Consider the following 24,719-nt stretch of genomic DNA (forward strand, 5'->3'; position numbering starts at 1 on the left):
AGCCGTGTGAAGAGAAATTTTCACGCACGGTTTTGGAGAGCGGCGGCGCTCGTGAGAGTGTCGCCGACTTTAATTTTTTAGATGGAGACTCCCTGCCCAGATATGGTGAAAAACCGCCTGAGTGGAAAGCATCTGGAAAACGAATTAAACGTGGCTTGTATCGCTCTGCTGACGGAACTGTAATTAACGCAGATCTAAACGGTTCGGCCAACATTTTAAGAAAAGTAGCCAGTAAGTTAGGTGTAAACCTTGACCAACTGAGTAGACGGTGTTTGACCACCGTAGCGAGAGTAAGACTTTGGGCGCTGCCTAAAGCTGCTTTGTCCGCAGAATCTCAGCGCCTTCAGGCCTGAGAGTGTCAATACCCTAATTTATTGGCAGCGAAGTGTTTATTTGACACTCAGGTAAGGCCGAGAACTTCAATCTAGGGTGCTGATGGCGCACATAACTCCTACATACGGCAAGTCAAAAGATTTGTTGGGTGAACTTGTGTTATGGTGATTTTCAATTGCTTCGAGAAAAGCTATTTTAGATTTAATATTTTGGATTTTGGACGGTTAAAATGAAACTCAGAATCCTCGCTGCTGCAACGCTGCTGAGCGCGATCGCCCCGATCGCTCCTGCAGCGGCCGAGAACATCCAACACACGCAACAATTACTAGCCACCCGACAGTGCCCCAACTGCGACCTCAGCAGTGCTGGCTTGGTTTTAGCCAACTTAACCGGAGCCAATCTCAAAGGTGCTGACTTGAGATTGGCTAACCTCAGCCGAGCCAACCTCACCGGGGCTGACCTCAGCGGTGCCAACCTCAGCGGCACCAGCCTGTTTGGCGTCAACCTGACGGGGGCGAACCTCACCGGTGCCAACCTCAGCGGTGCTGACTTGAGAAGTGCCTATCTCAGCGACGCCAATTTGCTCAACGCCAATTTAACTAACGCGCAACTGCTCGGAGCTAGAGGAATGCCAACAAATATCGGCACCGCTGAAGACTTCTACCGGTTGGGAGTGCTGGAAGCTCAAGCAGGAAACTACAGAAACGCCATTGATTATTACAATCAAGCCCTGAATCTGAAATCGGATTTAGCAGCCGTTTATTTTGCGCGCAGTATGTCTCGCGCTGACTTGGGAGAGTTCGCCGGTGCGGCTCAAGACGCTGCAATAGCAAACAAACTCTTTGCAGATCAAGGAAATCCCCAAGGTGAGGAGTTGTCAAAGCAGTTAGGCGAAGCCATTGTGGCGCGCCAAAAGCCTACGGAGCCCCGCACTTCCAGCCGCGGCGACTTTATGAGTCTTCTCGGTTCGATCGGTTCTGTGCTGGTGAAGTTGATCTTACCTTAAGGACTTGTGAACGGCCTGCTCCAACGACTTTTCATGCTGCACCAACTCAAGCGATGCAGACCGTTTCATAAACCTTACCGGAAAATTAGGTAAAAGCCCCGTCCTTTTAGGACGGCTTTAATTATCCAGATTCATTTTTCAAGGTTTCCGTCAATCATTTTAATAGCATGGTAAAATAGAGTAATACTACAGGTAGAATAACCGCTAGCACAAATGGGTAGTCAATCCCAAAACGACTGGCTAGGAAATAATAATAGTTAGTGGGCGGCGAAAACCACGATAAACATAGCTGGGGAAACTAATGTACACCCGTTCATCAGAAAAATAAAATTTTGTAGATAAAATGTACCGTGGGGCACACGGAAACAAAGAGAAAAATCTCTTAAAGCTTGGGGAGATAAGCCCTCTGGGGTTGTCTAAGTTAGGCTCGAAACTTGGTTCTCTGGAACGGGTTTTTGGTTTAAGTAATGCCGAAAGGATAGGTAATTTAAAGGTGTATCTGTGAACCAAGAATCCCCATGCCTGATAGCTGGGGAGTGCCAATAAACCTCTAAAGTATCTAAGGCAGATATACTTAGCCTAGTCTCGATATATGTGTCTAGGCTAGTTTTACTATTTAAGGACAGAATATGAATAGATTTGAAAATATATCAGTAAGGGGTTTTCGGCGTCTTCAAAATATTGAGCTTGAGATGAGAAATCTCATCGTCATGATTGGTGCAAACGGAGCAGGAAAAACTTCTTTTTTAGATGTTCTTTCAATACTAGCCGCTTCAGCAAGTGGAAATTTACATAATTTATTACAACTTAAAGGCGGCTTGAATGAAATTTTGACAAGAGGTAAAGTACAAGAACTTGAAATTGAAATTTCAATGCAAGTGCCAAAGGAACAACCTTTGAAGTACAGCTTAACATTGTCACCCAAAGGTTTGTCCTATGAAGTCAGAGACGAATCTTTAACACAGCAGAGAAATCCCAACAGAGCTGAACCATTCAAGTATATTGAATCACAAGGGTTGAATATTAAATATTTTCAAGAAGGCAGTGAACTTCTGAGACCGAATTGGGAGCATAATCCTCTCGAAACATCGCTTTCTCAAGTTCCTAAAATGTATAGTGAACCTGAGAACCTGAGAAAGAGCCTTGCTTCTTGCACATATTATGGAGCACTCGATGTTTCAGAGAAAAGTCCAATCCGTCTACCTCAAGCAATGCGCCCTGCAAAGTTGCCTGGAGCAAGCGGTGAAAACCTCGTTTCCTGTCTTTATGACCTTCGGGAGACGGATCGAGACAGTTTTGAAATGGTTGAAAATATCATTTCTGCTGCCTTTCCAGATTTCGATCGATTAAACTTTCCTCCGGTTGCCGCAGGAACTATGTCTATGACTTGGACAGATAGAAATTTTCCTCAGCCTTTCTATGTCCATGAGCTATCAGAAGGAACGCTGCGCTTCCTCTGGTTGGTTGCGCTCCTGCAAAGTCAAAATTTAACAACTATTACGTTGCTAGATGAACCAGAAGTTAGCCTACACCCGGAACTCTTAAGACACTTAGTTTATCTAATGAGAGAAGCTTCAAAACACACTCAACTGATAGTTGCAACACACTCAGATCGACTCATCAGATTTCTCGATCCAAGCGAGATTTTGGTCTGCGATTTGGAAGAAGGGGAGGCAAAAATGAGGTGGGCTGACACTCTTAACCTGGATAAATGGTTAGAAGATTACAGTCTTGACCAGGTTTGGGAAATGAATGTGATGGGTGGCCGTCCATGAGAATTGCTATTTTGGTTGAAGGTGCTACTGAAATGGCATTTAGAAAGAAGCTTCATGAGTTTCTGCAAAGTCGTTTAGAGCAAAAAATGCCCAGACTAGACTTTAAACCACAACATGGTGGAATTCCCAAGCAAGGGAAACTCAAGAAAATAGTTGAAACTCTCCTCGATCAATAGTCCGGACAGTTTTCAATCACTAACGGCAGAATGCGGGTTTCCACCTTCTCAGTGAGGTCAAATGCTAACGGTAGAATGAGGGTTTCAGCCTCGGTCTCAAAAACTGTCCGGAGTATTGCTCGATAATGATGGCTATGATGCTGTAATTGCACTTACAGACGTTTATACCGGAAAGCCGGACTTTAAAGATGCCAATGATGCTAAAGAGAAAATGAGGACATGGGTAGGTGAAAACCCAAAATTCTATCCTCACACAGCATCACATGATTTTGAAGCATGGCTTCTTCCCTACTGGACAACTATCCAGAAGCTAGCGAAACACAATCTTTCTGCTCCTAGCGGTTCGCCTGAAACAGTGAATCATCAAAAGCCACCTTACTATTGGATTAAGGAGATTTTTAGCTCTGGAAAACGCGGAAAAGACTATAACAAAGTGATTGATGGAATGGCTATTTTGAAAAACAACGATCTGATGATTGCGATTAAAGCTTGTCCAGAGCTAAAAGCTTTTGTGAATCGAATTATCTCTCTCTGCGATGAAGATAAAATAATTTCTTGATGTCCGATGTTAGAGTCCCGACTTCTTAAAGAAGTCGGGACTCTGGGTGTTAAGTTTTTTAGGTTGTTCTAGTTAATTCAGCGGAATCTCGATCCAGAACTCTGTACCATGACCGGGTACAGAAACACATTTAAGTACGCCTTGGTGTTTCTCAACTACAATTTGGTAACTGATAGACAGTCCTAAACCCGTGCCCCGACCTACGGGTTTAGTAGTAAAAAACGGATTAAATATGTGAGAGATTAACTCTTTGGGGATGCCGTGACCATTGTCGGCAATGCAAATTCCTACCGTTTTTTCATCGATTAATTCAGTGCGAATCCGAATGCAAGGGGATGGGAAATCAGGAATCAAACACTCGGTGGTCGCATTTATATCTCCTGACTCGATAGGCAGTATTTGGGAGCTTAAATGCGTCGCCGCTGCACTTGCCGCTTTAAAGGGAAGATTCATAACTCGCTCTTTTTTTCCCATTTCTAGGGCGTCAAGGGCATTACCTATCAGATTCATAAATACCTGATTGAGCGAGCTGGCATAGCATTCTACTAAGGGCAAATTGGCGTATTCTTTAATGATTTCTACGGTGTCGTGATCGGAATTGGCTTTGATCCGGTGCTGCAAAATCAACAGGGTACTGTCGATGCCCTCGTGAATGTCAACGGCTTTTTTCTCGGTTTGATCGCTCCTGGAAAAATTACGCAAAGATACAACTAACTGGCGGATGCGCTCAACTCCGACTGTCATGGAACCCAAAATTTTTGGCAAATCTTCGGCAAGAAATTCGATGTCGATTGCTTCGGAGCACTCGCTAATTTCTGGGTTGGGATTGGGGTAGTGCTGGCGGTAGAGTTCTACCAAGCAGAGTAAATCTTTGGTGTATTCGCTGGCGTGGGAGAGATTGCCGTAGATAAAGTTAACGGGGTTATTGATTTCGTGGGCGACTCCGGCGAGGAGTTGTCCGAGACTGGACATTTTTTCGGTTTGAATCAGTTGGGCTTGGGTATTGTGCAATTCTGTGACTGTTTTAGCTAGCTGTTCGGCTTTTAATCGATCGGCAGTTGCTGCATTAAGACTTTCTTGATAAAGTTCTGCTTGGTGAATGGCGATCGCAGCTTGAGCAGCTAAATGTTGCAGCAATTCCTGTTCTGCAGTTTGCCAAACTCTCGGCCCAGAACACTCATGGGCAATCAGCAACCCCCACAATTGCGAATCTTTGCCCATCATGGGCACAATTAAACTTCCTCTCACCTGCAACTCTTCCAAAAATTCGCGGTGACAGGGTGTTAAATCATCAGTATAAATATCATTAATTGCTCGCACCCGTCCGGCTCTATAAAAGCACTCTGAGCCTTCGGGAAAGCATCCTTGTGGAGATGTGATACCTAAAATTGACCGCCACTGGCCGCAAACAGCTTCGACAACTACCTCGCCCTCTTTGTCGGCAGCAAATTGGTAGATTACCGTGCGATCGGTATCCAACAAAACTCTGACTTCTCGCACAATAGTTTGCAGTATTATTTTTAAATCTAAGGTGCTGCGAATCTGGTCTCTAACTCGCGTCAATACTTTGGCAAAGTCCAAGGATTTTTGCAATTGGGCGGTGCGTTCTTGAACTTGGCGCTCCAAGTTGGCATTCAGAGTTTGCACTTCTTTATTAAGAACGTACTGCCCAATTGCCGAACAAAATTGGCTGCCTATAGCTAAAGCTTGCTCAATTTCCTCGTACTTCCACTCGGGCGACTGACCTTTTTTTATTTCTCGCCAGAGTTCAAAGGATTGTCTGGGAAGGGTTTGTGCCGCGCTGCTGTCAAAGCTGCCCGCCCACATTTTTTCCGTATCAATTGCATTGCGAAAAATGGTCAAACAGCCGACTACTTGTTGTTTGTAGTGGAGGGGAATTACCAGCAACCCCCTAATTTTAGTAGATTGGAAAGCGGGAACTAAAACTCTAAATAGAGGTTCTTTGTATAAGTCTGTAATTATCCCAACGGGGAATTGAGAATTAGTAAAACTCGCCAATTTGGGAAGTTGTTCGGTATTTTTGAATCCTTTAGTTAGCCATTCCTGCCAGAGGGGATGAGCTTCGATCGCCTTAACTTTTTCCCAGTTGGGAAGTGTCGGTTGTTCTCCTGTGGTGAACAGTTCAAAGGTAGCATCACTGTGGGTTGGGGCAATTGGCAATCCTCCTTCAATCTTGGGATATGATAACTTTTCACCGTTGATTTTCGGCTGGTTGAGATAGAGTCGGCCGCCGCTACCGCCCAAAGCGGTGACGGTGGCTTCTAAACCCTGTTGCAGTTGAATGTTTACGTGACCATACAACAGGGCTGCTATGCGGCTCACGGTAGCTTCGCGGGCCACTTGAGAGCGGGTTTGCTGGAGGAGGAGCGCGTGGGCTATAGCGCTAGACAATTGATCTGATACGAGCTGAACTACTTCTAAATCTGCTGGTGAAATATTGAGGGGCGCGGAGTGGTGAGACACTAAAAGTCCCCACAGTTCGATGTGAATTTTTTGATTATTTCCTGGCTCGTATCGAGTCAGACACGTGGCAGCCTGGCAGATATCTGTTTTGCTGTTTTCCGACGCGATCCTGCGGTGCAAAATCGGCACGACTAAGGAAGATTGCACTCCCATTGCCATCAGGTAAGCTGTGTGGCAAGGATCGAGCGATCTGTAGTGGATCTCTTCCTTTACTAAAGGTTGACCGGTGTCTGCTGCATCGAGGGGACTCAGGACGATCGTCCCGGAGTTAACATCTATTATTGTCCGCTGGCGCAAAGTGACATACATCTCCCTGGCCCTGGCAGGAATGTCGTCTGCTGGAAAGTGCAGTCCTTTCAAGGAAGGGAGATGGTTGTTATTAATTGACTCAGCAACAACTTCTCCACTGCCGTCGGCACTAAACCTGTAAATCATAATGCGATCTGTTTTCAAAAAAGACCGCACTTCTGCTACCGTACTGGTTAAAATATCTTCTAATTCTAGAGATTGGCGAATGCGTTCTGTTATCCGCCGTATCAAAACTTCTCTGTCTAGTTTATAATGTAATTCTTGCGTATTTTCTCTGAGTTGCATAAATCTCCTTTTGTACTTATACAATGATAATAAGAAGTTTTGATGTGCTGTGGGAGCGTTTAAACTCAAATGCCTCACCCTGAGTTTTTGACTCAACCGATCTGTACAATTAATCCGTCGCGCACTTGTCAGAGACGACGGTGTATCGCCTCTGGTGGGCTGGGGTAAGTAAAATCTGCGATCGCGCCGGTTTAATCCTTGCCTTCAACAGGCAGAGCGACTTAAGCAAATAGTAATTATTATTTTAATGCTCTTATAAATTTCTCGCAATCTTAAACTCTCACTAGGAGAATTCTTCATTGTTAGGATAAGTTGACATTTGTTGTAGAACTTCATATAATGAGAATTAACGAAAGAATTTGAGCTTCTATCAGCGCCCCTGGTGCTGACTAATTTCTTGGCGCACGCTCATCAGAATTTTACCCAAATGATTTTGACCGGTTCGGTCGCAGCCACACCCCCAGTAGTAATCCGTTGGCGAATCCTCGACAATCACTCGATCCCCTGTGGCGAGGAGAATAGCTTGAATGTCTGTATGAGTGAGAAACTTAGTTAAAACTGCTTCGCGCATAATGGGAATTTTCACCGCTTCCCAATCAGCGCGAATCCGGTGGTTGGGATCGCGACCTAATTTGGCGGCTTCTTGAGGAGTCGGTACGGCTCGAATCGTCGCCACTAATCTTTCATCAGTGCTGACAAATTTTTGGGCTTGATAGTAATGTTCTACAGTCAACCAATATTGACCGTGCAGACAAATGTCGTGTAGTGAAAAATTAGAAAAGCAGCCGTAAGGCTCCTCTACTTTATAAAAATAAATTATCATAATTATTTGAGATTTTATATTTTACAGGATTTAGGTAGAATTTGACATCCACCCCGGCCGTACCGCGGGATTCCATCTATTCAAGCCAGTCAAAAATTGACAATTGCTTAAATTCTGGTGGGTTGACGCTTCTTTGGGTGCTGCTATCCTGGGATAGTCTTATGCTTCCTCCACGCCCGTTTAAAGTCTCCGAAAGTCCTCCGGCGACTAAAATGTTAGTTGCGGCGTTAATATCCCTATCATGAGACGTGCCACAGTTGAGGCAAATCCATTCTCGAATTGAGAGATCTAATTTCCCGATTTTAAACCCACAACAAGAGCAGGTTTTAGAAGTCGCTTCCCATCTATCAATGACTCGAAAATCTCTGCCATATTTTTCTGATTTTGCTTCTAGGAAAGTTCTAAATGTTCTCCAACCTAAATCAGAAATTGCACGGGATAATTTGCGGTTCCTAACCATTCCTGACACATTTAAGTCTTCTAACACAATCGTTTGATTCTCACGAATGAGTTGAGTTGATAACTTGTGCAGGAAATCTGTGCGAGTATCAGCTAGTTTAGCGTGAAGTTTAGCTAACCGCTTTCGATAAAATTCATGTCGTTTAGATCCTTTGGTTTTCCGAGATAGAGATTTAGATAACTTTTTCAGATTCCTAATCCTTTTCTTTAGGGGTTTGGGAGCTTTTATTTTTTGTCCGTTACTCAGAGTTGCAAAGGTTGAAATTCCTAGATCGATACCAACTGAACTATCAGAAGATGGCAAGACTTCGGGTTGAACTTCCACGACAAAACTGAGGAAATATCGGTCAGAACTGTCCTTGATGATTGTGACTGAACTGGGTTCTGAGGGCAACTCTCTTGTCCAAATCACCTTAAGCTTCCCAACTTTCGCTAAATAAACCTTCTCACCTTTGATGGAAAATCCTAGTGAGAGTGAATCGGGCGGATTGTTTAGATTTCCGCTTTTTAAAACGAGGGGGTTTAACTTTTTGTCCCTGACGTTTCCCTTTACATGAATTGAAGAAGTTTTGGTATGCTTGCTCTAAATCGTTTAAGGATTGTTGTAGGGGAACTGCTGAAACTTCTGATAACCATTCCCGTTCCTCTAACTTCTTAGCTTGAGTGATAAATTGCTTTTGAAGTTCGGCATTTTTCGGTTTCTTTTGGCCTCCAATATATTCAGAAATGCAAAAACCTAGACTATCGTTCCATACTACTCTGACACACCCAAATAACTTGGCTAACGCCAATTTATGAGAGGGTGTCGGATAGCATCGGTAGCGATATCTAGCTTTCATTTGTTTTTGATATTTACTGTCTTTATCTTAACATAAACCAGAATAAAAAGCCGTCCTAAAAGGACGGGGCTTTAAACCCAAAATTTTCGGTAATTATTCAGGCTGCGCCTCAAACACCTTACCGCGCTCTTAGTAACGTGTGAAACCACTTTTTGCCTCCAGGAGTATTTGAGATTGATTCTATAAGCAGCGCGGGGCTTGTATTAAAAAATCCTCACATCGACTTTATTTTAAATAGGAGTTACCCTTTTGAACCCCGTTTCTTGGAAAAAATTCGGTTGAGCAGCGAAAAATCTAGGAATCAACTGGCTTTCTGAGGAATAGTGCGTAATTCCTATTTTTAAATTAACGATTAAGAATTGGGAATGAAGAATAAGGAATTGGGATTTAAGAATATTCCTTCTTCACGCTTGACATCGTTCTAAAACGGCATCAGCGGTACGGTTAGAGTCGATGCCTATGTTGCCACAGGACACCTCTCCTTCAGAACTGTACGTGCAGCTTTCACTGCATACAGCTCAAGCGTCGATATCTACTTTTCCTTTTGGGAATTTCGAGCTACACGGGCTTCTCCGTGGATGGGCTGGTGTTGGTGACATTGACGGTGGAGCATCTGTAAATTAGATTTCTGCCAATTATTATGGTTTCCATCCGCATGATGTAGCTCTACCTTATCGCCACTGAGAAATGACAGTCCGCAAGCTTTGCATTGATGATTTTGTTGCTTCAGAAGTGATGATTGTATCCCTGAATAGTTCTTGTTTTCTCTCTTAGCCCAGTAAGATAGGTCGCCATCGAACGGGGATTTGTCTCCGGTCACATTGATGTGGGCATTGACCTTCCAAGGGACAGAGGGGAAGCTTTTTTTAATTAGCTTGTCAGTGCCTTGTCGGTCGTATTTCCCTTGTTTGCGGATATATTTCCATGTCCAATGGTTTTGTGGCCAGAGGTCGTGTGAAGACAAGTCACAGTATTGGTTGTAGTTTCTCCAACCTCTAATCAGAGAGCCACATTTGGTGATTCTTTGTTCGAGGGTGAATCGGCTATCTTTCATCGTCACCTTTATCTTGGCTTTCACCTTTGCCGTATTTTCTTTAGAGGGAGTGCTGATGAATTTTCCGTTGAGTTTTACTTTGAAGTTCCACCCTAGGAAATCAAAACCGTCTGTGGATTTAACGACGTGGGTCTTACTTTCTTTGATTTTCAAGCCTCTTTCTTCTAGGAATTTGGACGCCTGTTCCTTTACCAGGGCTATGTTGTGTTCAGGTTTGCAGATGAATACTAAATCGTCTGCGTATCTGAGGCATAAGACCTTATGGTTTATCCTATTATAGATTTCGTCCGTTACTTCTTCGATTCCATTGAGAGCTATGTTGGCTAAAAGTGGGGAGATTACGCCCCCTTGCGGAGTTCCTACTGTTGATGTCGGGAACTCCCCTCTTACTCCTACTTTGATGGCAAGTCTTAGCCCTTTGAGAGCGATTTTTGGAAGCTCTGTCTTTTCCAGAATTGTCTCGTGACTTATCTGGTCGAAACATTTTTCGATGTCCATTTCTAGGATGGTTTTGGTTATCCCTCTTCCTTGTGAGTTTAAAGCTGAGAACAGCCGTTTTTGGACATCGTGCGTCCCCCTTCCGGGTCGGAACCCATATGAGTTGCCGTGGAATGTTGCCTCGGCTGCGGGTTCGAGCGCATATTTGAGTAAGCATTGGTACGCTCTGTCACCAATGGTGGGGATGCCTAGCTTTCTTTGAGTGCCGTCCTTTTTTGGGATGTTTACTCTCCGTAGTTTGCGGTGTTCCCATTTCTTCCATCCTGTTAGCAGGTCTTGGGTTAATTGCATCCGTTCTTTGCAGTTCAATACAATTTTTCCGTCTACCCCTGCTGTAACCTTACCCCGATTTAATTGGGTGACTTGCCTTACTGCTATGTATTTGGCAGCTTTCGAGTTAAGTAGTAGCTTCTGAAGCTTATTTACTAGCTTACGGTCGCCATTCTTCCGAGCTTTATAAATCCTTGTTTGTAGGCGGAGAACCACCTTCTGGAATCGTTTCCAAGGTAATGCTTTCCAATTATCAACTTCCATTTCTAGAGTCGTCATAATTTGTACCAACTACTAAAGTGATTTAGTCTCTATCGACCGTGACCATTAGGGCTTGAGTCCTTAGTTCTTGCCGTTTCGGTCACATCCTACCCGCTCATTTCATCTGTGGCTTTGATGTACCCTACCTAAGATATTTGACATTCTTAGGAGATTTGAGCGTTTTTCTTCGTTCCGTAGAGTGATTATTCGCTGATTTAGGATTCTCCACTTCACCCACCACGACCCAGGATTGCACTTAATAAAGTAACTTTTGTGCGGGTTTTTATGGTTATCTGGCATTCATTTCTGCCAGTAGCGTTTGGATGCTTTTCCAGGAGATTTACTGTACGTTATCCATGTCAGCCTACCTAACGGGTTCCCGGCATCTCAGCCGTCGTTATTCCCGTCCTATTCCCAGCTTCACTTTGAGGATCAGTCTCCGTGTGGGTAGGTTTGGCGTCACATCATCCTTAATGGGGAGGACTTGCACCTCCATCCCTCTACAGTTATCTCAGACTTATTTATATGGCGATGCCTGAGACTCTAGGCTATTTATTTACCTAGAAACGAATCGCACAACTTTAACGCTTAGTCTTAACGGCTGCTAGTTGAAAACTAGCCGTCTGGTCAACAGGCTTTATTCAAGCCCACATCATACCCTACGGGTTAGTGTGCGGTAGTTGACGTGTAGCTAATTTTGTTAGCTTTCAGAGAAATAGCTGGCGTCCGGTCAAAATCGAGCCATTGGGCGATCGCCCCTGAAACGCCGCCGCCAGGTTTATTGCGAAGCAGAGACGCTTTTTCTACTACCAAAACAGAACGTCCCTGCTTTGCCAAGTGATAAGCTGCTGTGCTACCTGCCGGGGCTGCACCGACAATAATGCCATCGAACATTTTTGGTTATGGGTAATTGGTAATTGGTAATTGGTTATGGGGAACAGGGAATTAGTAACTGGTAATTGCTAACTTATGAGTATTAAATCTTGAGTTTTTAATTCACAACTCACAAATCATCGAGCGTCTGGGCGTTGTTCGCGGCCGACTCTGAGCAATCTCAAAACTATTCCTATTCCCCCTGCCCAATTGCCCATTGCCTAAACAGTCGTGATATCTTTCTCTTTCGATGCCAGAACTTCTTCTATTTTCGCAATGTACTTGTCCGTCAGCTTTTGAATTTTATCTTGCAAGTCCCGCGATTCATCTTTAGAGATATCGCTGCTTTTTTCCTGCTTGCGAATCGAGTCAACGGCATCGCGGCGGATATTGCGAATTGCAACTTTACCTTCTTCAGCAAACTTACTGGCCATTTTGACAAATTCTTGGCGTCTGTCGCTCGTCAGCGGCGGAATGTTCAAGCGAATAACAGAACCGTCGTTGTTGGGCACGAGTCCTACATCCGACAGGGAAATTGCTTTTTCGATCGAGGTCAGCGCTGTGCGATCGAACGGTTGAATGGTGATCGTAGTCGCATCCGGGGTGCCGATGTTGGCAAGGGATTTGATCGGAGTTGGAGAGCCGTAGTAATCTACCATGACTCGATCGAGGAGGGAGGCGTTGGCCCGTCCCGTCCGAATAGTATTAAAAGACCGTTGAGTAGCCTCAACTGCCTTTTGCATATGATCTTCTGCTTCAGCTAACTTCACAAAAACCTCCGACAAGAGTTCCAATAGATTCTCCCATTACAGCTCGGTAGATGTTGCCCGACACCGAGAGGTCAAATACCATAATAGGAATATTATTTTCTTTGCAAAGGGCGATCGCCGTACTGTCCATCACCCGCAAATCTTGATTCAAGACGTGGGCATAGGTGAGGGTTTGATACCTGCGCGCGTTGGGGTTGAGGTGGGGGTCGGAATCGTACACCCCATCTACCTTAGTAGCTTTAAAAATGACCTCTGCATCAATTTCAGCCGCCCGCAAAGCTGCTGTTGTATCAGTAGTAAAAAAAGGGTTGCCAGAACCGGCACCAAAAATCACTACTCGTTTTTTTTCTAGGTGGCGAATCGCCCGCCGCCGGATGTAGGGTTCAGCTACTTCTTGCATGGCGATCGCCGATTGCACCCTCGTTGGCACTCCTGCTTGTTCCAGGGCATCCTGCAAAGTGATAGCATTCATCACCGTAGCAATCATGCCCACATAATCAGCCGTTGCCCGATCCATCCCTGCCGAAGCAGCTTTCACCCCGCGAAAAATGTTGCCGCCACCGACAACAATCGCGATTTGAATGCCTTGGGACACGACTTTGGCCACTTCCTGGGCGATCGACTGAACCACTATCGGATCGATGCCGTAGCCCAAGCTGCCCATCAGCGCTTCACCGCTGAGCTTCAGCAAAACTCGCTGATAAACCATCCCCATGTCGCCACTATTTTTTTACTCTTTTTGCCTCCACCATAAGATAGCAGTATGGGTGCATTTTGAACATCAATTGCCCGGAACAGGCATCCTGCTTGTGTTGCAAGAGAATTTGTTTGTGGCGCGGGCTGCGCCGGTGAACAGGCAAGATGCCTGTTCCACAACCGGATTTATTTTTTTTCTGTGAATGCTAGGTGAACAGGCATCTTGCCTGTTCCACAACCGGATTTATTTTTTTTCTGTGAATGCTAGGTGAACAGGCAAGATGCCTGTTCCACAACCGGATTTATTTTTTGTGGGGAGTAGGGGTTGGGCACTCTTAGCCCGCCCTTAAAAGACTCAATCCTTGGGAACGAAATTAAGAGCAGCAGAATTCATGCAGTAACGCTGACCGGTAGGTTTCGGCCCGTCGTTAAATACGTGACCGAGATGAGCGTCGCAAACAGCGCACAGTACCTCTGTTCGGCGCATGAACAAGGTGTTATCCGACTCGCACTTGACATTTTCTTCGCTAACGGGAGCGTAGAAACTCGGCCAACCAGTACCGGAATCGAACTTTGTTTCAGATTTAAATAGCTCAGTGCCGCAGCAAATACACTTATAACTTCCCGTTTTCTTGTTGTCGTGATATTCGCCACTAAAAGCTCTTTCCGTTCCTTTTTTGCGGGTGACTTTAAACTGTTCGGGCGTGAGTTGTTGTTGCCATTCTGCGTCGGTTTTTTGAACTTTTTGAGTCATGATTTGATGTTGTTAATTGTTGACTGTTGACTGTTGACTGTTGACTGTATATAGCAATCCTAAATCATTCTCATAATTATTGTAGGGGCAATCCGACCCCTACTCCCCGTGGTTGCCCGATAGATAGGGGGTAGGCACGGGGAGTAGGGGTAGCACTACCCCTACAAATTTATCGGAATCATTTAGGATTGCTATATATAGCAACCACTAAGGTAGTTAAGACGTTATTAATTGCTAAAACCCTTGATTTTATTGCCTTTTCACATCTATCTTTTTCCTTCGGCTATAGCTAGTTAACTCAGGCTCCCATTAATATTAACCTAATTGGCTCGATCTGAACATACCAGGGAAAAGAATTGTCCTTAATAGCCCTCCACTTTTCCTTGAAAACTTCGGCTTGTAAGTGATAATCTTGGGAATCATTGGGAGGCGAGTGCAATTTGAGATATAATGTCACCCGGTGCGGAGTTTCCACAGTCGAGGCGATCCAACAAGCAAAAGTATTTTCACGATCGCACCCGCTAACAAAAATCAGTTGATGAGCCCGAATTCCCACAGAAACTAGAGATTTGGGAATTGGTTCGACTACAGTCAGAGTACAGCCCCAGTCGATCGCCTCGACGAGAGTTTCTGCGATCGGTTTAGCGGCAGAGAAGTTCTTACAGCCAGTCAACTGGGCGACGGTGAAGTTGCCAGGGCGATCGAAAATGTTCTCTTTGGTATCAAAGGCGATCGGCTTTCCCTCCGCCAATACCAACAGATTTTTGCACACCCGGTAAACTTCCTCTAAATTGTGGCTGACAAACAAAGTAATTCCCCGATAATTAGCCAGAGTCTGCATTAACTCCTGTTCCAGTTGACTGCGTAAGTGAGTATCCAAAGCAGAAAACGGTTCGTCTAACAGCAGCAATTCTGGAGAAGGGGCGAGCGCCCTCGCCAAAGCCACCCGTTGCTGTTGGCCCCCCGAAAGTTCGTGCGGGTAGCGGTTTTCCAGTCCCGACATTTGCACCGAAATTAGCTGTTCTTTTACCCGAAGTTCTTGCTCGCTTTCAGATAAATGCTGCAAGCCAAACGCAATATTTTGAGCAACAGTCAGGTGAGGAAATAAAGCATAGTTTTGAAACAAAAAACCGATGCGACGGTCTTTAGAAGGTACATTAATGCCCTGTGCTGAGTCAAATAAAACCCTGCCATTGACTGCAATTTTACCGCTCCTGGGAGTTTCCAAACCAGCGATGCAGCGCAGAGTCATGCTTTTGCCGGAACCCGACGCGCCCAAAATTCCCAGCACTTCCGGGCTAATATCGAAGCTGACATCCAAGGCAAAGCTGGAGAGAGGTTTAAAAATGCTTAAACAAAGTCCGCTTTTGGGTTGTTGTTGGGGTTTTGTGGTAAAACTAGACGCGAATTTAGGAAGATTTGATTGCAGTCTTTGGCTCGAATTCTCTTTGGGCGATATCCTTTGTAAATCCGTCCAAAAATTAACAGCAGTTAGCACGCTCAAAGAAATACTCAGAATAATCAAAACCCAAATACCAGCTTGCCTCATATCCCCAGCTTCCACAGCAAAATAAATTGCCATCGGGATAGTTTGAGTTTGTCCGGGAATATTCCCCGCTAACATCAACGTCGCGCCGAATTCACCCAAAGCGCGGGCAAATGCAAGGATAGTTCCTGCTAAAATTCCCGGCCATGCTAGCGGCAACATAATTCGCCAAAAGACTTGCCACTCCGAGGCTCCCAAAGTGCGGGCTGCGTTGAGAAGATTGGCATCAATTTGCTCAAAAGCTCCCAAAGCAGTTTTGTACATGAGGGGAAATGATACAACTGTGGCAGTAATGGCGGCGGCTTGCCAAGTGAAAATTATAGTTAAGTCGAATTGTAGCAAAAATTGCCCGATCGCCCCATTTCTCCCAAACAGCAGCAGCAGCAAAAATCCCACTACTGTCGGCGGCAAAACTAAGGGAGAAATTAAAATGCCTTCAATCAAAGCTTTACCTCTGATGCGAGTTGAAAGCATCCACCGAGCGGCGGCTATTCCCATGAAAAAGGTGATAAATGTCGCAATAGCGGAGGATTTTAGAGATATCCAGAGCGGAGAAATATCAAATTCCATAAATCGTAGGGACGGGTTTCACCAACAATAATTGCCTCCAACAAATAATTTCCTAAACCCCCCCACACACAGATAAATCAAAATGTATAATTTGGGGATTCGCTCGTAGGGGCGGGTTTTACCAACAATCTTCGGCTAATACCAATAATCTCGTAAACCCGCCCCCACCCAACGGAAAATCGAAATGTACCTCTTTGAATACACAAGGTTATCTGTTGTGTGAGGGCGGGTTTATATAGATTGTTGGCGGGAATTAGATATTGTTTGTAAAACCCGCCCTACAAAATTTGGTTGTATCTCACATCTTGCACCATTCTCAAGAACAGGCAAGATGCCTGTTCCACAAAGAGTGAATTTTCTTGTGGAACAGGCATCTTGCCTGTTGCTAAACAAGTAATTGAGAATGGTGCAACATCTCAGTTGTATGAGACTAATTGGTGAGCCATCCCAAATCCGTATTTCTGAAATACTATTTTAGCCCGATCGCCCGCCAAAAAGTCAACAAACGCTTTCGCAGCAGCCGGATTGCGGCTGTTTCTGATAACTGCCAGCGGATAAACAATGGGCGAATGCAAATTTTCGGCAGCCGTTAGCCGCACAGTTACTTTGTCGGAGGCTGTGGCGTCAGTCGCATAAACTATACCAGCATCAACGTTACCGCTTTCTACGAATGTAAGCACTTGGCGGACGTTATTTCCTAGCACTAATTTTGGCTGTATTTGCCCCCACAATCCAAGTTTATTTAGCATTTCCTGAGCGTATTGTCCGACAGGTACGCTCTTGGGTTCGCCGATCGCAATTTTCTTGATTCGGGCATCTGTCAACTGTTTGAAATCGCTCAAAGCAACACCGTTTTTGGGAGTAATCAAAACTAGGCGATTTGTCAGCAAATTGCGGCGCGTGTCGTTAATTAACAGGTTAGATTGCTGCAAATCGTTCATTTGTTTTGTAGCGGCGCTGAAAAATACATCTACCGGGGCTCCTTGCTGAATTTGCTGTTCTAGAGCACCGGAAGCACCAAAATTATAAGTAATAGTAAAATTCGGATTACTGCTTTGATAAACAGTTTTGATTTCCCCTAAAGCTTTCGAGAGACTGATAGCAGCGGATACGTTTAAGGACGTTTGCTGCTGTGTTGTTGTTGGGGAAACGCTTTTAAACAAGTTCCAAGCAATCAGCAGTGTCAGCGCTACAGCGGCTGCGACGATCGAGTTGAAAATGCGTTTTCTTTCCACAAGGCTGTATTATAATTTGCCCTAGGCCGATCTACACTATCTGTAGTAGTAAGGTGCGCCCCGCACACCTTACAAGTAGATGCTGTTTGTCCAGGATTATCATCTTCTAATGACTGATGACTGCTGACTAATGACTACGATCGCCATTTGACGGAACAGCCGATCGCCTCTGTAGTTGAAGGCTCAACGGGTTGACTGTTGAGCAATTGGTCGATCGCACTCCGCAGATAAGAAACCTGCACCGCCGCCGGATCGTCAGCGTTGTCGTCAATTAAACCTTTATAGCGCAGTTTGCCGTCTTGGTCTAACAAAAAAACCTCCGGCGTTTTAGAAGCCCCAAAACTTTCAGCCACATCTTGAGCAACATCTCGGATGTACGGGAAGTTGAGTTGATTGTTGGCGGCAAAAATTTTCATATTCTCAAAACTGTCGTCGGGATATTGGTTTGCATCATTAGCATTAATCCCGATTAAAGTAACATCTCGATCTTGAAAATCTGCTTGAAGTTCTTTCATACGATTGAGATACAACTGCACGTAAGGGCAATGATTGCACATAAATATCACCGCGATCGCCCGAAATTTTTCTAAATATCGAGCTAAATGGTGAACTTCGTCGTCAACTCCCGGCAGTTCAAAATCGGGAGCGTAGCCGTTAATGGGAGTACCCGTTGTATCCATTAGTAAACTCATGTTTTCAGGAGGTGAAGAGCAGTATTGGCCAGCATGAAAGATGAAACAATCAGCACGAATAAAATTGGCTGTTGTTTAGCTTTAGCTTAATTCTAGCCTTGCCAACAGCCTATTGTGATTCGTACTTCGCTATTTATCCCTCGTCTGGCTTTAGCCAACCTTGAGCCAGAGCTTGGTATCCAATAAGTTTGTATGCTAATTTGGCGGCGGTAAATTCTGAGACTACAGAATCTACAATAGGTGCTAATTCCATAATGTCACACCCGATTACTTCGTATGACTCGAAGATGCGACGCAAAAATGCGGTGAGGGAATACCAATTTAACCCGCCCGGTTCGGGTGTTCCCACCCCTGGAATTAACGTCGGATCGATGCCGTCTAAGTCGATCGTCAAAAATACTCGCTTAGTTGTTATGCTGGCAATTGCCCGATCGGCCCAATCCGGTTGAGTAGCAATTTCGCGAGCTCGAATCACGTTTAGCTGTTTTGCTTTAATTAAGTCTGCTTCTTCCTTGCAGATAGCGCGAATCCCGATTTGCAGTGTGGGCAAGCCCATATCTACAATACGTCGCATCACGCAGGCGTGGTTGTGAATCGAGCCTTCGTATTCGTGCCGCAAGTCCCCGTGGGCATCGATTTGCACGACTGTGAAAGGTTCATCCGGGTATGCTTGGCGATAACCTTCGACAACGCCGGCAGTGATGCTGTGTTCGCCTCCGAGGGAGATCACAAATTTATTTTCGGTAACTAGCTGGTGGACTGCTGCTTGGGTGACTTGCAGCATTTCTGAGGATGAAACTGGTTGGCGGTTGCGGGTATCGGCGATCGGCTCTTGTGTATAAATTCCGACATCGTAGCAAACTTCGGAATCCAATTCTTCGTCGTAGCACTCGAGTTGATGAGAAGCTTCTAGAAGTTTAGCGGGCCCGTTTTCGCACCCCCGGCGGTAAGTGGTGGTAGCTTCGTAGGGAATTGGTAAGATAACTACTTTGGCGGTGTCGTAGTCTGGTACAATTTCTGACCCCAGAAACGGTACGACAGCAGTGGAAATGATCGTTGGCATAAGGGAAATTTTAATACAGCAAAGAAGTCAGCAGGTTTAATCGTGACATAATATCGGCTCTAACTGCAAAGTCAGAAGGAAGAGGAATTAACCGCAGAGGGCGCAGAGGGCGCAGAGGGAGGAGGGAAGGGAGGTTTGGGATTTATTTCCTAGCGGTTGCCTCGAATTGCGATACGGTTTGTAGTAATGACGGAATTCCTTCTCACTCTTAAAGTTTCACTTTTTTATTTCTATGGCATCTTCTAGTCCCGCTTTGTCAACACTTATTTCGCCTCAAACTTGGCTGTGGAAAGGCTTTCCGATTTGCTACCAGGCTGCGGGTTCCCAGGGGCCTGCGGTGGTGTTTGTCCACGGTTTTGGTGCGTCTTGGGGCCACTGGCGCAAGAATTTGCCGGCGCTGGCTGCTGATTGCCGCTGTTATGCGATCGACCTCATCGGTTTTGGCGGTTCTGCTAAACCCGCGCCCAAACTTGAAATTGACTATACTTTTGAAACTTGGGGACAGCTAATTGCTGATTTTTGTCGGGAAGTTGCGGGCGGGCCGGCTTTTTTGGTGGGAAATTCGATCGGCTGTGTGGCAATTATGCAAGCAGCAGTGGATTTTCCCGATATTGCTTCTGGCGTAATTTTACTCAATTGTTCCCTGCGCTTGCTGCACGATCGCAAACGCGCCGAATTGCCTTGGTATCGCAGTTTCGGAGCGCCAATTGCACAAAAAATTTTAAATGTCAAGTGGATAAGTCAATTATTTTTTAAACAATTAGCAACGCCAAAAACAGTAAAAAAAGTGCTTTTGCAAGCATATCGCCGTCCTGAAGCTGTCAGCGACGAACTGGTAAATATGCTGCTGGAACCGGCTAAAGACAGCGGCGCTGTGGAAGTATTTGTAGCATTTATCAGTTATTCTCAAGGCCCGCTACCGGAGGATTTGTTGCCTCGTTTAAGCTGTCCGGCTTTGATTTTGTGGGGGACAGATGACCCTTGGGAGCCGATCGCATTGGGGCGAGAATTGGCAAAGTTTCCGGCTGTTGAAAAGTTTATTCCTTTGGAGGGAGTGGGCCACTGCCCCCAGGATGAAGCGCCGGAATTGGTCAATCCTATTTTACTCGATTGGATTAAAGAGCGATCGGCATTTGCAGACAATTAGTGCTTTTGCTCCTTTGGTGCGGGAAGAATTGGTATGATTGAACCGCGAAGACGCGAAGAACGCGAAGGAAGAAGTAGGAAGAAGAAATTAGGACACGGCACTGGTGTGTCCTCGGTATCATATGGAGTGCAGCCGTAATTGATATTATATCAAATCTGTTAGCATCGGAATTATTGATATCTCTCTTCTATTCATCTGCGTTAATCTGCGTCAATCTATTGTCATCTGCGACCCGACAAATTCTCTTTTTTTAACCGCAGATGAGGGCAGATAAACACAGATTAACGCAGATGAATTAGATCGATGGCGAGCGCCACAGCAATGTAATTCTTTTGCAAGTTGTACCAGACACTCAATCCGATACAGGTTAAGATTTTATGCCAGTCATATCAAGTCCGGTTAAATAGATATGGCTTACCCAAGCAATCTTTGATGTTGAACCACAAATCATATATTAGAGTAGTAAAAATGTTCTATCTAACTGCGATCGCCTCATGTCCCTAAAGGCTCATACCAATTTCCTCGCAGCATTCGAGCCCAATCAAGTCTACGAATCGCTCACAGAGGGTCGCATAACCAGTGATGTTGTTCAGGCGGGTGACTTAGTTTTACCTTCAGGGCGTATTATTGCGTGCGACCCCGGTTGGCTGTGGTGCAAAGACGTTGCCCCATTTACCAGAACCGTTCCACCAGGGCGCTATCCTGTGTTGCTAAGTGTGGTTGACTATTGGACCATTGCCTGTGCGATGGTTAAGTTTTGCTCTGAATCCCCTGTCCGTTGGGAGATGGCTCTGCGTCCAAGTGAGGATTGGGCCGAGTTAAGAGGGAATCAGTTTTTTGGCTATGGTGTTGATGCGGGAATGGGCTGTTTTGTGGATGCTCAGGTAGTTGAGCGGCGTTCTGCTGAAGAATTGCAGGGTCTAGTCGAGGGTGCCTTTGAACAAAAGTTGCAATTGGATGCCTGGCTAGCAGCTCAGGATCTGGTAACTCAATTGACCTACCCATTTCAGCAAATTATCGATCCGAGTGGTTTCAATCTCACCCTAGACCCCGATACTAACACTTTCAATCTCACCCTAGACCCTGATACTGAGGGCAATGCGATCGCATTTTCAAGTGGATACGGGGATGGTTCCTATGCCAGTTATTGGGGGTTCACAGCCGATGATGAACTGGCTTGTTTGGTCACTGATTTCGGGGTACTGCTTGAGGGCATCACGCAAGATATCGAGATTGAAGCAGTCACAAGGTTCCTAGAAAAATCCATAGAGCATCCTGACTTGGAGCGGCTTGAGGTGGCTATCAGACTCAGCCTTCATCGCCCAAGTTGGGTTCAGCTTAGTGATGATTCGCTGAACGATCAACCCAGCAACCCAGATTGCATCTTGGTTTTGGAAGGACAGGGGCGGCAGCCCTGGAGCGTCAATTTAGACGCTGGCGATCGCTGTTTTGCGGAGCGTTGTATGTTTTCATTGATAGAAGAGGATAGGTGGTACAAAGAACATTGGTTCAATGAGCCGTTGCCAGCCAATGCAGTATTGAAGATGACATTTACTGCTGAGGTTTATCCACTTCAACCTGTGACAACAAATCCGTGATTGTGGCCGGAATCAATGACTTCCCCAATTTCTCCCCATCACCGTTTTTTCAAATATCGAGTTGCTCTGCTAATCAGCATTACTGTCATTATCCCTTTAGGTTACGTAGTGAGATTTTCTCGCGGCCCTGCACCGGAATGGTTCAACGACTCTTTTGGGAGCATAGCTTATGAGGTATTTTGGATTTTGCTGGTAGTTCTGATATTGCCGCGATTTTCGCAAATTAGGGCGGCTGTAGCTGTGTGTCTAGCTACCTGCGGAGTAGAGTTTCTCCAACTGTGGACTCCTCCGTGTCTACAAGCAATGCGAGCTACTTTACCAGGAAGGCTGATTTTGGGAAATCACTTTAGTTGGTCAGATTTTATCTCTTATTTTGTGGGGAGTTTTTTAGGTTGGTTGTGGGTGCGATGGCTTCATTTCACTTGCTTCCGCTTGTAAGTTGTACTGCATTTAAATTGTATATTTCCATGACCAGAGCCAAAATCGTCAAATCCTCTCCCCATCAGCTCCTTTAAGACTATAGACAATCTAGATGCACAAAAGCTTAATGATATGGTTGCGGTTATTTTCACTCAATTATAAGCAATCGGATTAACTTAGAATTGAGAGTTTTTAGGAGTTGAAGTGGGAGCTATATTTCCGCGATCGCGCCACAGCAACAAGGGAATGCTTAACGTTCCTAAAATCATTACAACTCCAGTCAGAATCCAAACTAGCACACGATTTGGGCGATAATCACCTCGCTCAATTTGCCAGAATACTCGATTATAACGCCATGCTGCTAAGGCAATCACCGCAATTCCAAAAACGACCAGACTCAGCCCTAAAGTTTCGGAGTTGAAGAAGGGAGGGGAGGAAACTTCTTGCTGAGTCACTGTAGCTTGAAATTGACGGAGAAATAAACTGAACCGACTGATCGCAAACCCAAAACCAATTAAAGCGAGTGAAGTTCGTAACCATGCAAGAAACGTGCGTTCATTTGCTTGATGTTCCCGCTGTCGGTCTATTTTAGGCTCCTTGTTCATCAACCCTACCTTTATAAAATATCTTAGGCTTTCCCTGGTAGATTATTGTTTCACTTGTGATTGCGGAGGGAAGTATCGGTATTGCGATCGTGATTCATTATCACCAAAAAAGATAGTATCATAGGAATAGCGCAGAAACCGGTTTTTTTTAGGAAAAGACTGTGTTATAGCCTTTAATCCCGGTAAAAAACCTTCCAGGCATCCGAGTGGGCAAGTCCTGATTCCTGACTGATGACTCCGACTAAAAAAAAACCGGGTTTTTGGGTCAGAGATTTTCATCGTTCCTTGAGATTTGCGATATAATCCTTATGACATTAAATTGAATAGCAATTTTTCTCCATAAATGAACCATCAACCCATGAATATTTTTCTTAACTGGACCAGAAAATTTACCCAATTTGCATACCAACATCCACCTTTGGGTTATTTAGGGGAATTAACCCGTAAACTCTATCCTCAACCCACTCAACCCGTAGTTATTGATGATTTTGATCGCAATCTTTACTTTACTTGCGATCTCAAGAGTTATATTTGTAACGAAATCTTTTGGCGAGGTTTCTATTCCTATCATCAGTGCAATTTTTTAGAGAATCTTCTCAAACCGGAGATGGTTTTTATGGATGTGGGAGCCAATCACGGGGAATTTACTTGCTTCGCTGCTAAACGATTAACTTCGGGTTCTGTGATTGCCTTTGAACCTGTTAGTACAACTTTTGAAAAGTTATCCTCTAATGTTAAAATGAATCAATGGAATCACGTTCAACTCGTACAAAAAGGTTTGAGCGATCGAGTGGGTAAACTGCCTATCTACATCTCAATGGAAAAAGAAAAACATTATAATTTGCATAATGAAGGAGTAGCCACAATTTACCCCGATCAAAATTATACAGAATGCTTAGGAGAAATTGAGTTAACGACTTTAGATCGTTGGATGGAAGAAAATCCTCAAATCCAACGTCTAGATGTCATGAAAATCGATATTGAGGGGGCTGAATTAGATGCTTTAAAAGGCGGAGAAAAAACCCTGGCGAAATTTCGTCCCCTAATTTTAATGGAAATTAACCAGAAAACTATAAGAGCTGCGGGTTTGACCTCAAAATACTTACTAGACTATATGAATAATATGGGATATCACTATGAATTAATTTACCGAGATAGTCTGTATACAAAAGGTGGTCAAACCTTAAAAATTTCGGAAGATCAATTAAGTGAAATAGACGATTTAATCTTCTCTCCTAAATGAATTGATGGTTAAGGTTTTTAGGCAAAGAGCAACCTTTGCCTTTGAATTTATGAGGGATAAAGCAGAAACAGGCAAGGGTGGAAATCACGGGATATGCTGTATATTATACCTGTCTTTTCTCTTGTTCAGTGATAACACTGATGATAAGATAAGCTGTTCTACATTTAAATTGTCTGTTAAAAAACAATTCCCCGTCTTGTGGGGAGTAGGGGTTGGGCGTCCCGCCCGCCCTGAATATACAATTTAAATGCGCGACAGCTTAGTGCTGTGTCCCTACAAATACCAAATTAAAAAAGCGATCGCCTCCATCTCTACCAACAGAAAAGAAGAGGACACAGCATTGCTGTGTCCCTACAAATACCCCTGTTAAAATCCA

The 24,719-nt window shown here is 44.7% G+C and carries 22 protein-coding genes and 2 pseudogenes; 10 read left to right on the plus strand and 14 right to left on the minus strand.

The genetic code is table 11. The features are described from left to right. From QT990_RS28540 to QT990_RS28560, 5 genes and pseudogenes are all read left to right on the plus strand, one after another. A pseudogene (locus QT990_RS28540) lies at positions 1-353 on the plus strand (hypothetical protein); the annotation flags it as partial. 209 nt (positions 354-562) lie between these two features. Beyond that, on the plus strand, positions 563-1,339 hold the full coding sequence (locus QT990_RS28545) for a pentapeptide repeat-containing protein (protein ID WP_333147424.1): 777 nt from the start codon (positions 563-565) through the stop codon (positions 1,337-1,339). 629 nt (positions 1,340-1,968) lie between these two features. After that, the gene (locus QT990_RS28550; RefSeq protein ID WP_333147422.1) at positions 1,969-3,114 is read left to right on the plus strand and encodes an AAA family ATPase; all 1,146 of its coding nucleotides are present in this window, start codon (positions 1,969-1,971) and stop codon (positions 3,112-3,114) included. Beyond that, on the plus strand, positions 3,111-3,290 hold the full coding sequence (locus tag QT990_RS28555; protein ID WP_333147420.1) for a hypothetical protein: 180 nt from the start codon (positions 3,111-3,113) through the stop codon (positions 3,288-3,290). The genes QT990_RS28550 and QT990_RS28555 overlap by 4 nt, the downstream gene beginning before the upstream one ends. 115 nt (positions 3,291-3,405) lie before the next feature. Continuing rightward, on the plus strand, positions 3,406-3,849 hold the full coding sequence (locus QT990_RS28560; RefSeq protein ID WP_333147418.1) for a DUF4276 family protein: 444 nt from the start codon (positions 3,406-3,408) through the stop codon (positions 3,847-3,849). A 72-nt stretch (positions 3,850-3,921) separates the two neighbouring features. Here QT990_RS28560 and QT990_RS28565 read toward each other — a convergent pair whose 3' ends face one another. The 13 genes and pseudogenes from QT990_RS28565 to speB form a co-directional block, all read right to left on the minus strand. After that, positions 3,922-6,927: a GAF domain-containing protein gene (locus QT990_RS28565; protein ID WP_333466053.1), complete on the minus strand. Its 3,006-nt coding sequence runs from the start codon at positions 6,925-6,927 to the stop codon at positions 3,922-3,924. 370 nt (positions 6,928-7,297) lie between these two features. Continuing rightward, entirely contained in the window at positions 7,298-7,750 is a 453-nt protein-coding gene (locus tag QT990_RS28570) for an NADAR family protein (protein ID WP_333147413.1), read from the minus strand. 76 nt (positions 7,751-7,826) lie between these two features. Next, positions 7,827-8,768 (minus strand): RNA-guided endonuclease TnpB family protein, encoded by a 942-nt coding sequence (locus QT990_RS28575; RefSeq protein WP_333466060.1) that lies wholly within the window; start codon positions 8,766-8,768, stop codon positions 7,827-7,829. Further along, entirely contained in the window at positions 8,656-9,048 is a 393-nt protein-coding gene (locus QT990_RS28580) for a transposase (RefSeq protein WP_333105399.1), read from the minus strand. The genes QT990_RS28575 and QT990_RS28580 overlap by 113 nt, the downstream gene beginning before the upstream one ends. A 532-nt stretch (positions 9,049-9,580) precedes the next feature. After that, positions 9,581-11,149, minus strand: coding sequence for a reverse transcriptase domain-containing protein (locus QT990_RS28585; RefSeq protein ID WP_333466054.1), 1,569 nt, complete (start codon positions 11,147-11,149; stop codon positions 9,581-9,583). A gap of 666 nt (positions 11,150-11,815) precedes the next feature. Continuing rightward, a pseudogene (locus tag QT990_RS28590) lies at positions 11,816-12,025 on the minus strand (FAD-dependent oxidoreductase); the annotation flags it as partial. Between the two features lie 200 nt (positions 12,026-12,225). Next, positions 12,226-12,774: a ribosome recycling factor gene (gene frr / locus QT990_RS28595; RefSeq protein ID WP_333147410.1), complete on the minus strand. Its 549-nt coding sequence runs from the start codon at positions 12,772-12,774 to the stop codon at positions 12,226-12,228. Then, entirely contained in the window at positions 12,761-13,489 is a 729-nt protein-coding gene (gene pyrH, locus QT990_RS28600) for a UMP kinase (protein ID WP_333076369.1), read from the minus strand. Before pyrH ends, frr begins: the two co-directional genes overlap by 14 nt. A gap of 336 nt (positions 13,490-13,825) precedes the next feature. Next, positions 13,826-14,224, minus strand: coding sequence for a peptide-methionine (R)-S-oxide reductase MsrB (msrB, locus tag QT990_RS28605; protein ID WP_333141487.1), 399 nt, complete (start codon positions 14,222-14,224; stop codon positions 13,826-13,828). 298 nt (positions 14,225-14,522) lie between these two features. Further along, positions 14,523-16,340 (minus strand): molybdate ABC transporter permease subunit, encoded by a 1,818-nt coding sequence (gene modB, locus QT990_RS28610; RefSeq protein WP_333141489.1) that lies wholly within the window; start codon positions 16,338-16,340, stop codon positions 14,523-14,525. Between the two features lie 416 nt (positions 16,341-16,756). Continuing rightward, entirely contained in the window at positions 16,757-17,575 is an 819-nt protein-coding gene (gene modA, locus QT990_RS28615) for a molybdate ABC transporter substrate-binding protein (protein ID WP_333141491.1), read from the minus strand. Between the two features lie 134 nt (positions 17,576-17,709). Beyond that, on the minus strand, positions 17,710-18,267 hold the full coding sequence (locus QT990_RS28620; RefSeq protein WP_333141494.1) for a thioredoxin family protein: 558 nt from the start codon (positions 18,265-18,267) through the stop codon (positions 17,710-17,712). A 133-nt stretch (positions 18,268-18,400) separates the two neighbouring features. After that, positions 18,401-19,330: an agmatinase gene (gene speB, locus QT990_RS28625; RefSeq protein ID WP_333466055.1), complete on the minus strand. Its 930-nt coding sequence runs from the start codon at positions 19,328-19,330 to the stop codon at positions 18,401-18,403. Between the two features lie 232 nt (positions 19,331-19,562). Between speB and QT990_RS28630 the strand changes: the two genes are divergently transcribed. The 3 genes from QT990_RS28630 to QT990_RS28640 all read left to right on the plus strand — a co-directional run bounded on the left by QT990_RS28630 (position 19,563) and on the right by QT990_RS28640 (position 22,513). Continuing rightward, on the plus strand, positions 19,563-20,477 hold the full coding sequence (locus tag QT990_RS28630) for an alpha/beta fold hydrolase (RefSeq protein ID WP_333141498.1): 915 nt from the start codon (positions 19,563-19,565) through the stop codon (positions 20,475-20,477). A gap of 494 nt (positions 20,478-20,971) precedes the next feature. Beyond that, positions 20,972-22,075 carry a DUF4241 domain-containing protein gene (locus QT990_RS28635; RefSeq protein ID WP_333141500.1) on the plus strand — a complete coding sequence of 368 codons (1,104 nt, stop codon included), beginning with the start codon at positions 20,972-20,974 and terminating at the stop codon, positions 22,073-22,075. A gap of 15 nt (positions 22,076-22,090) precedes the next feature. Then, positions 22,091-22,513, plus strand: coding sequence for a DUF2809 domain-containing protein (locus QT990_RS28640; protein ID WP_333141502.1), 423 nt, complete (start codon positions 22,091-22,093; stop codon positions 22,511-22,513). 158 nt (positions 22,514-22,671) lie between these two features. On the opposite strand, the gene QT990_RS28645 is transcribed toward QT990_RS28640, so the two are convergent. Beyond that, positions 22,672-23,100, minus strand: a complete 429-nt coding sequence (locus tag QT990_RS28645) for a DUF202 domain-containing protein (protein ID WP_333141504.1) — start codon at positions 23,098-23,100, stop codon at positions 22,672-22,674. Positions 23,101-23,443: 343 nt separating this feature from the next. Between QT990_RS28645 and QT990_RS28650 the strand changes: the two genes are divergently transcribed. Further along, entirely contained in the window at positions 23,444-24,343 is a 900-nt protein-coding gene (locus tag QT990_RS28650) for an FkbM family methyltransferase (RefSeq protein WP_333466056.1), read from the plus strand. A gap of 247 nt (positions 24,344-24,590) precedes the next feature. Continuing rightward, entirely contained in the window at positions 24,591-24,713 is a 123-nt protein-coding gene (locus tag QT990_RS28655; RefSeq protein WP_333141508.1) for a hypothetical protein, read from the plus strand. Positions 24,714-24,719 lie beyond the last annotated feature (6 nt).

The organism is Microcoleus sp. T3_B1 (assembly GCF_036700445.1).
Lineage (GTDB): Bacteria > Cyanobacteriota > Cyanobacteriia > Cyanobacteriales > Microcoleaceae > Microcoleus.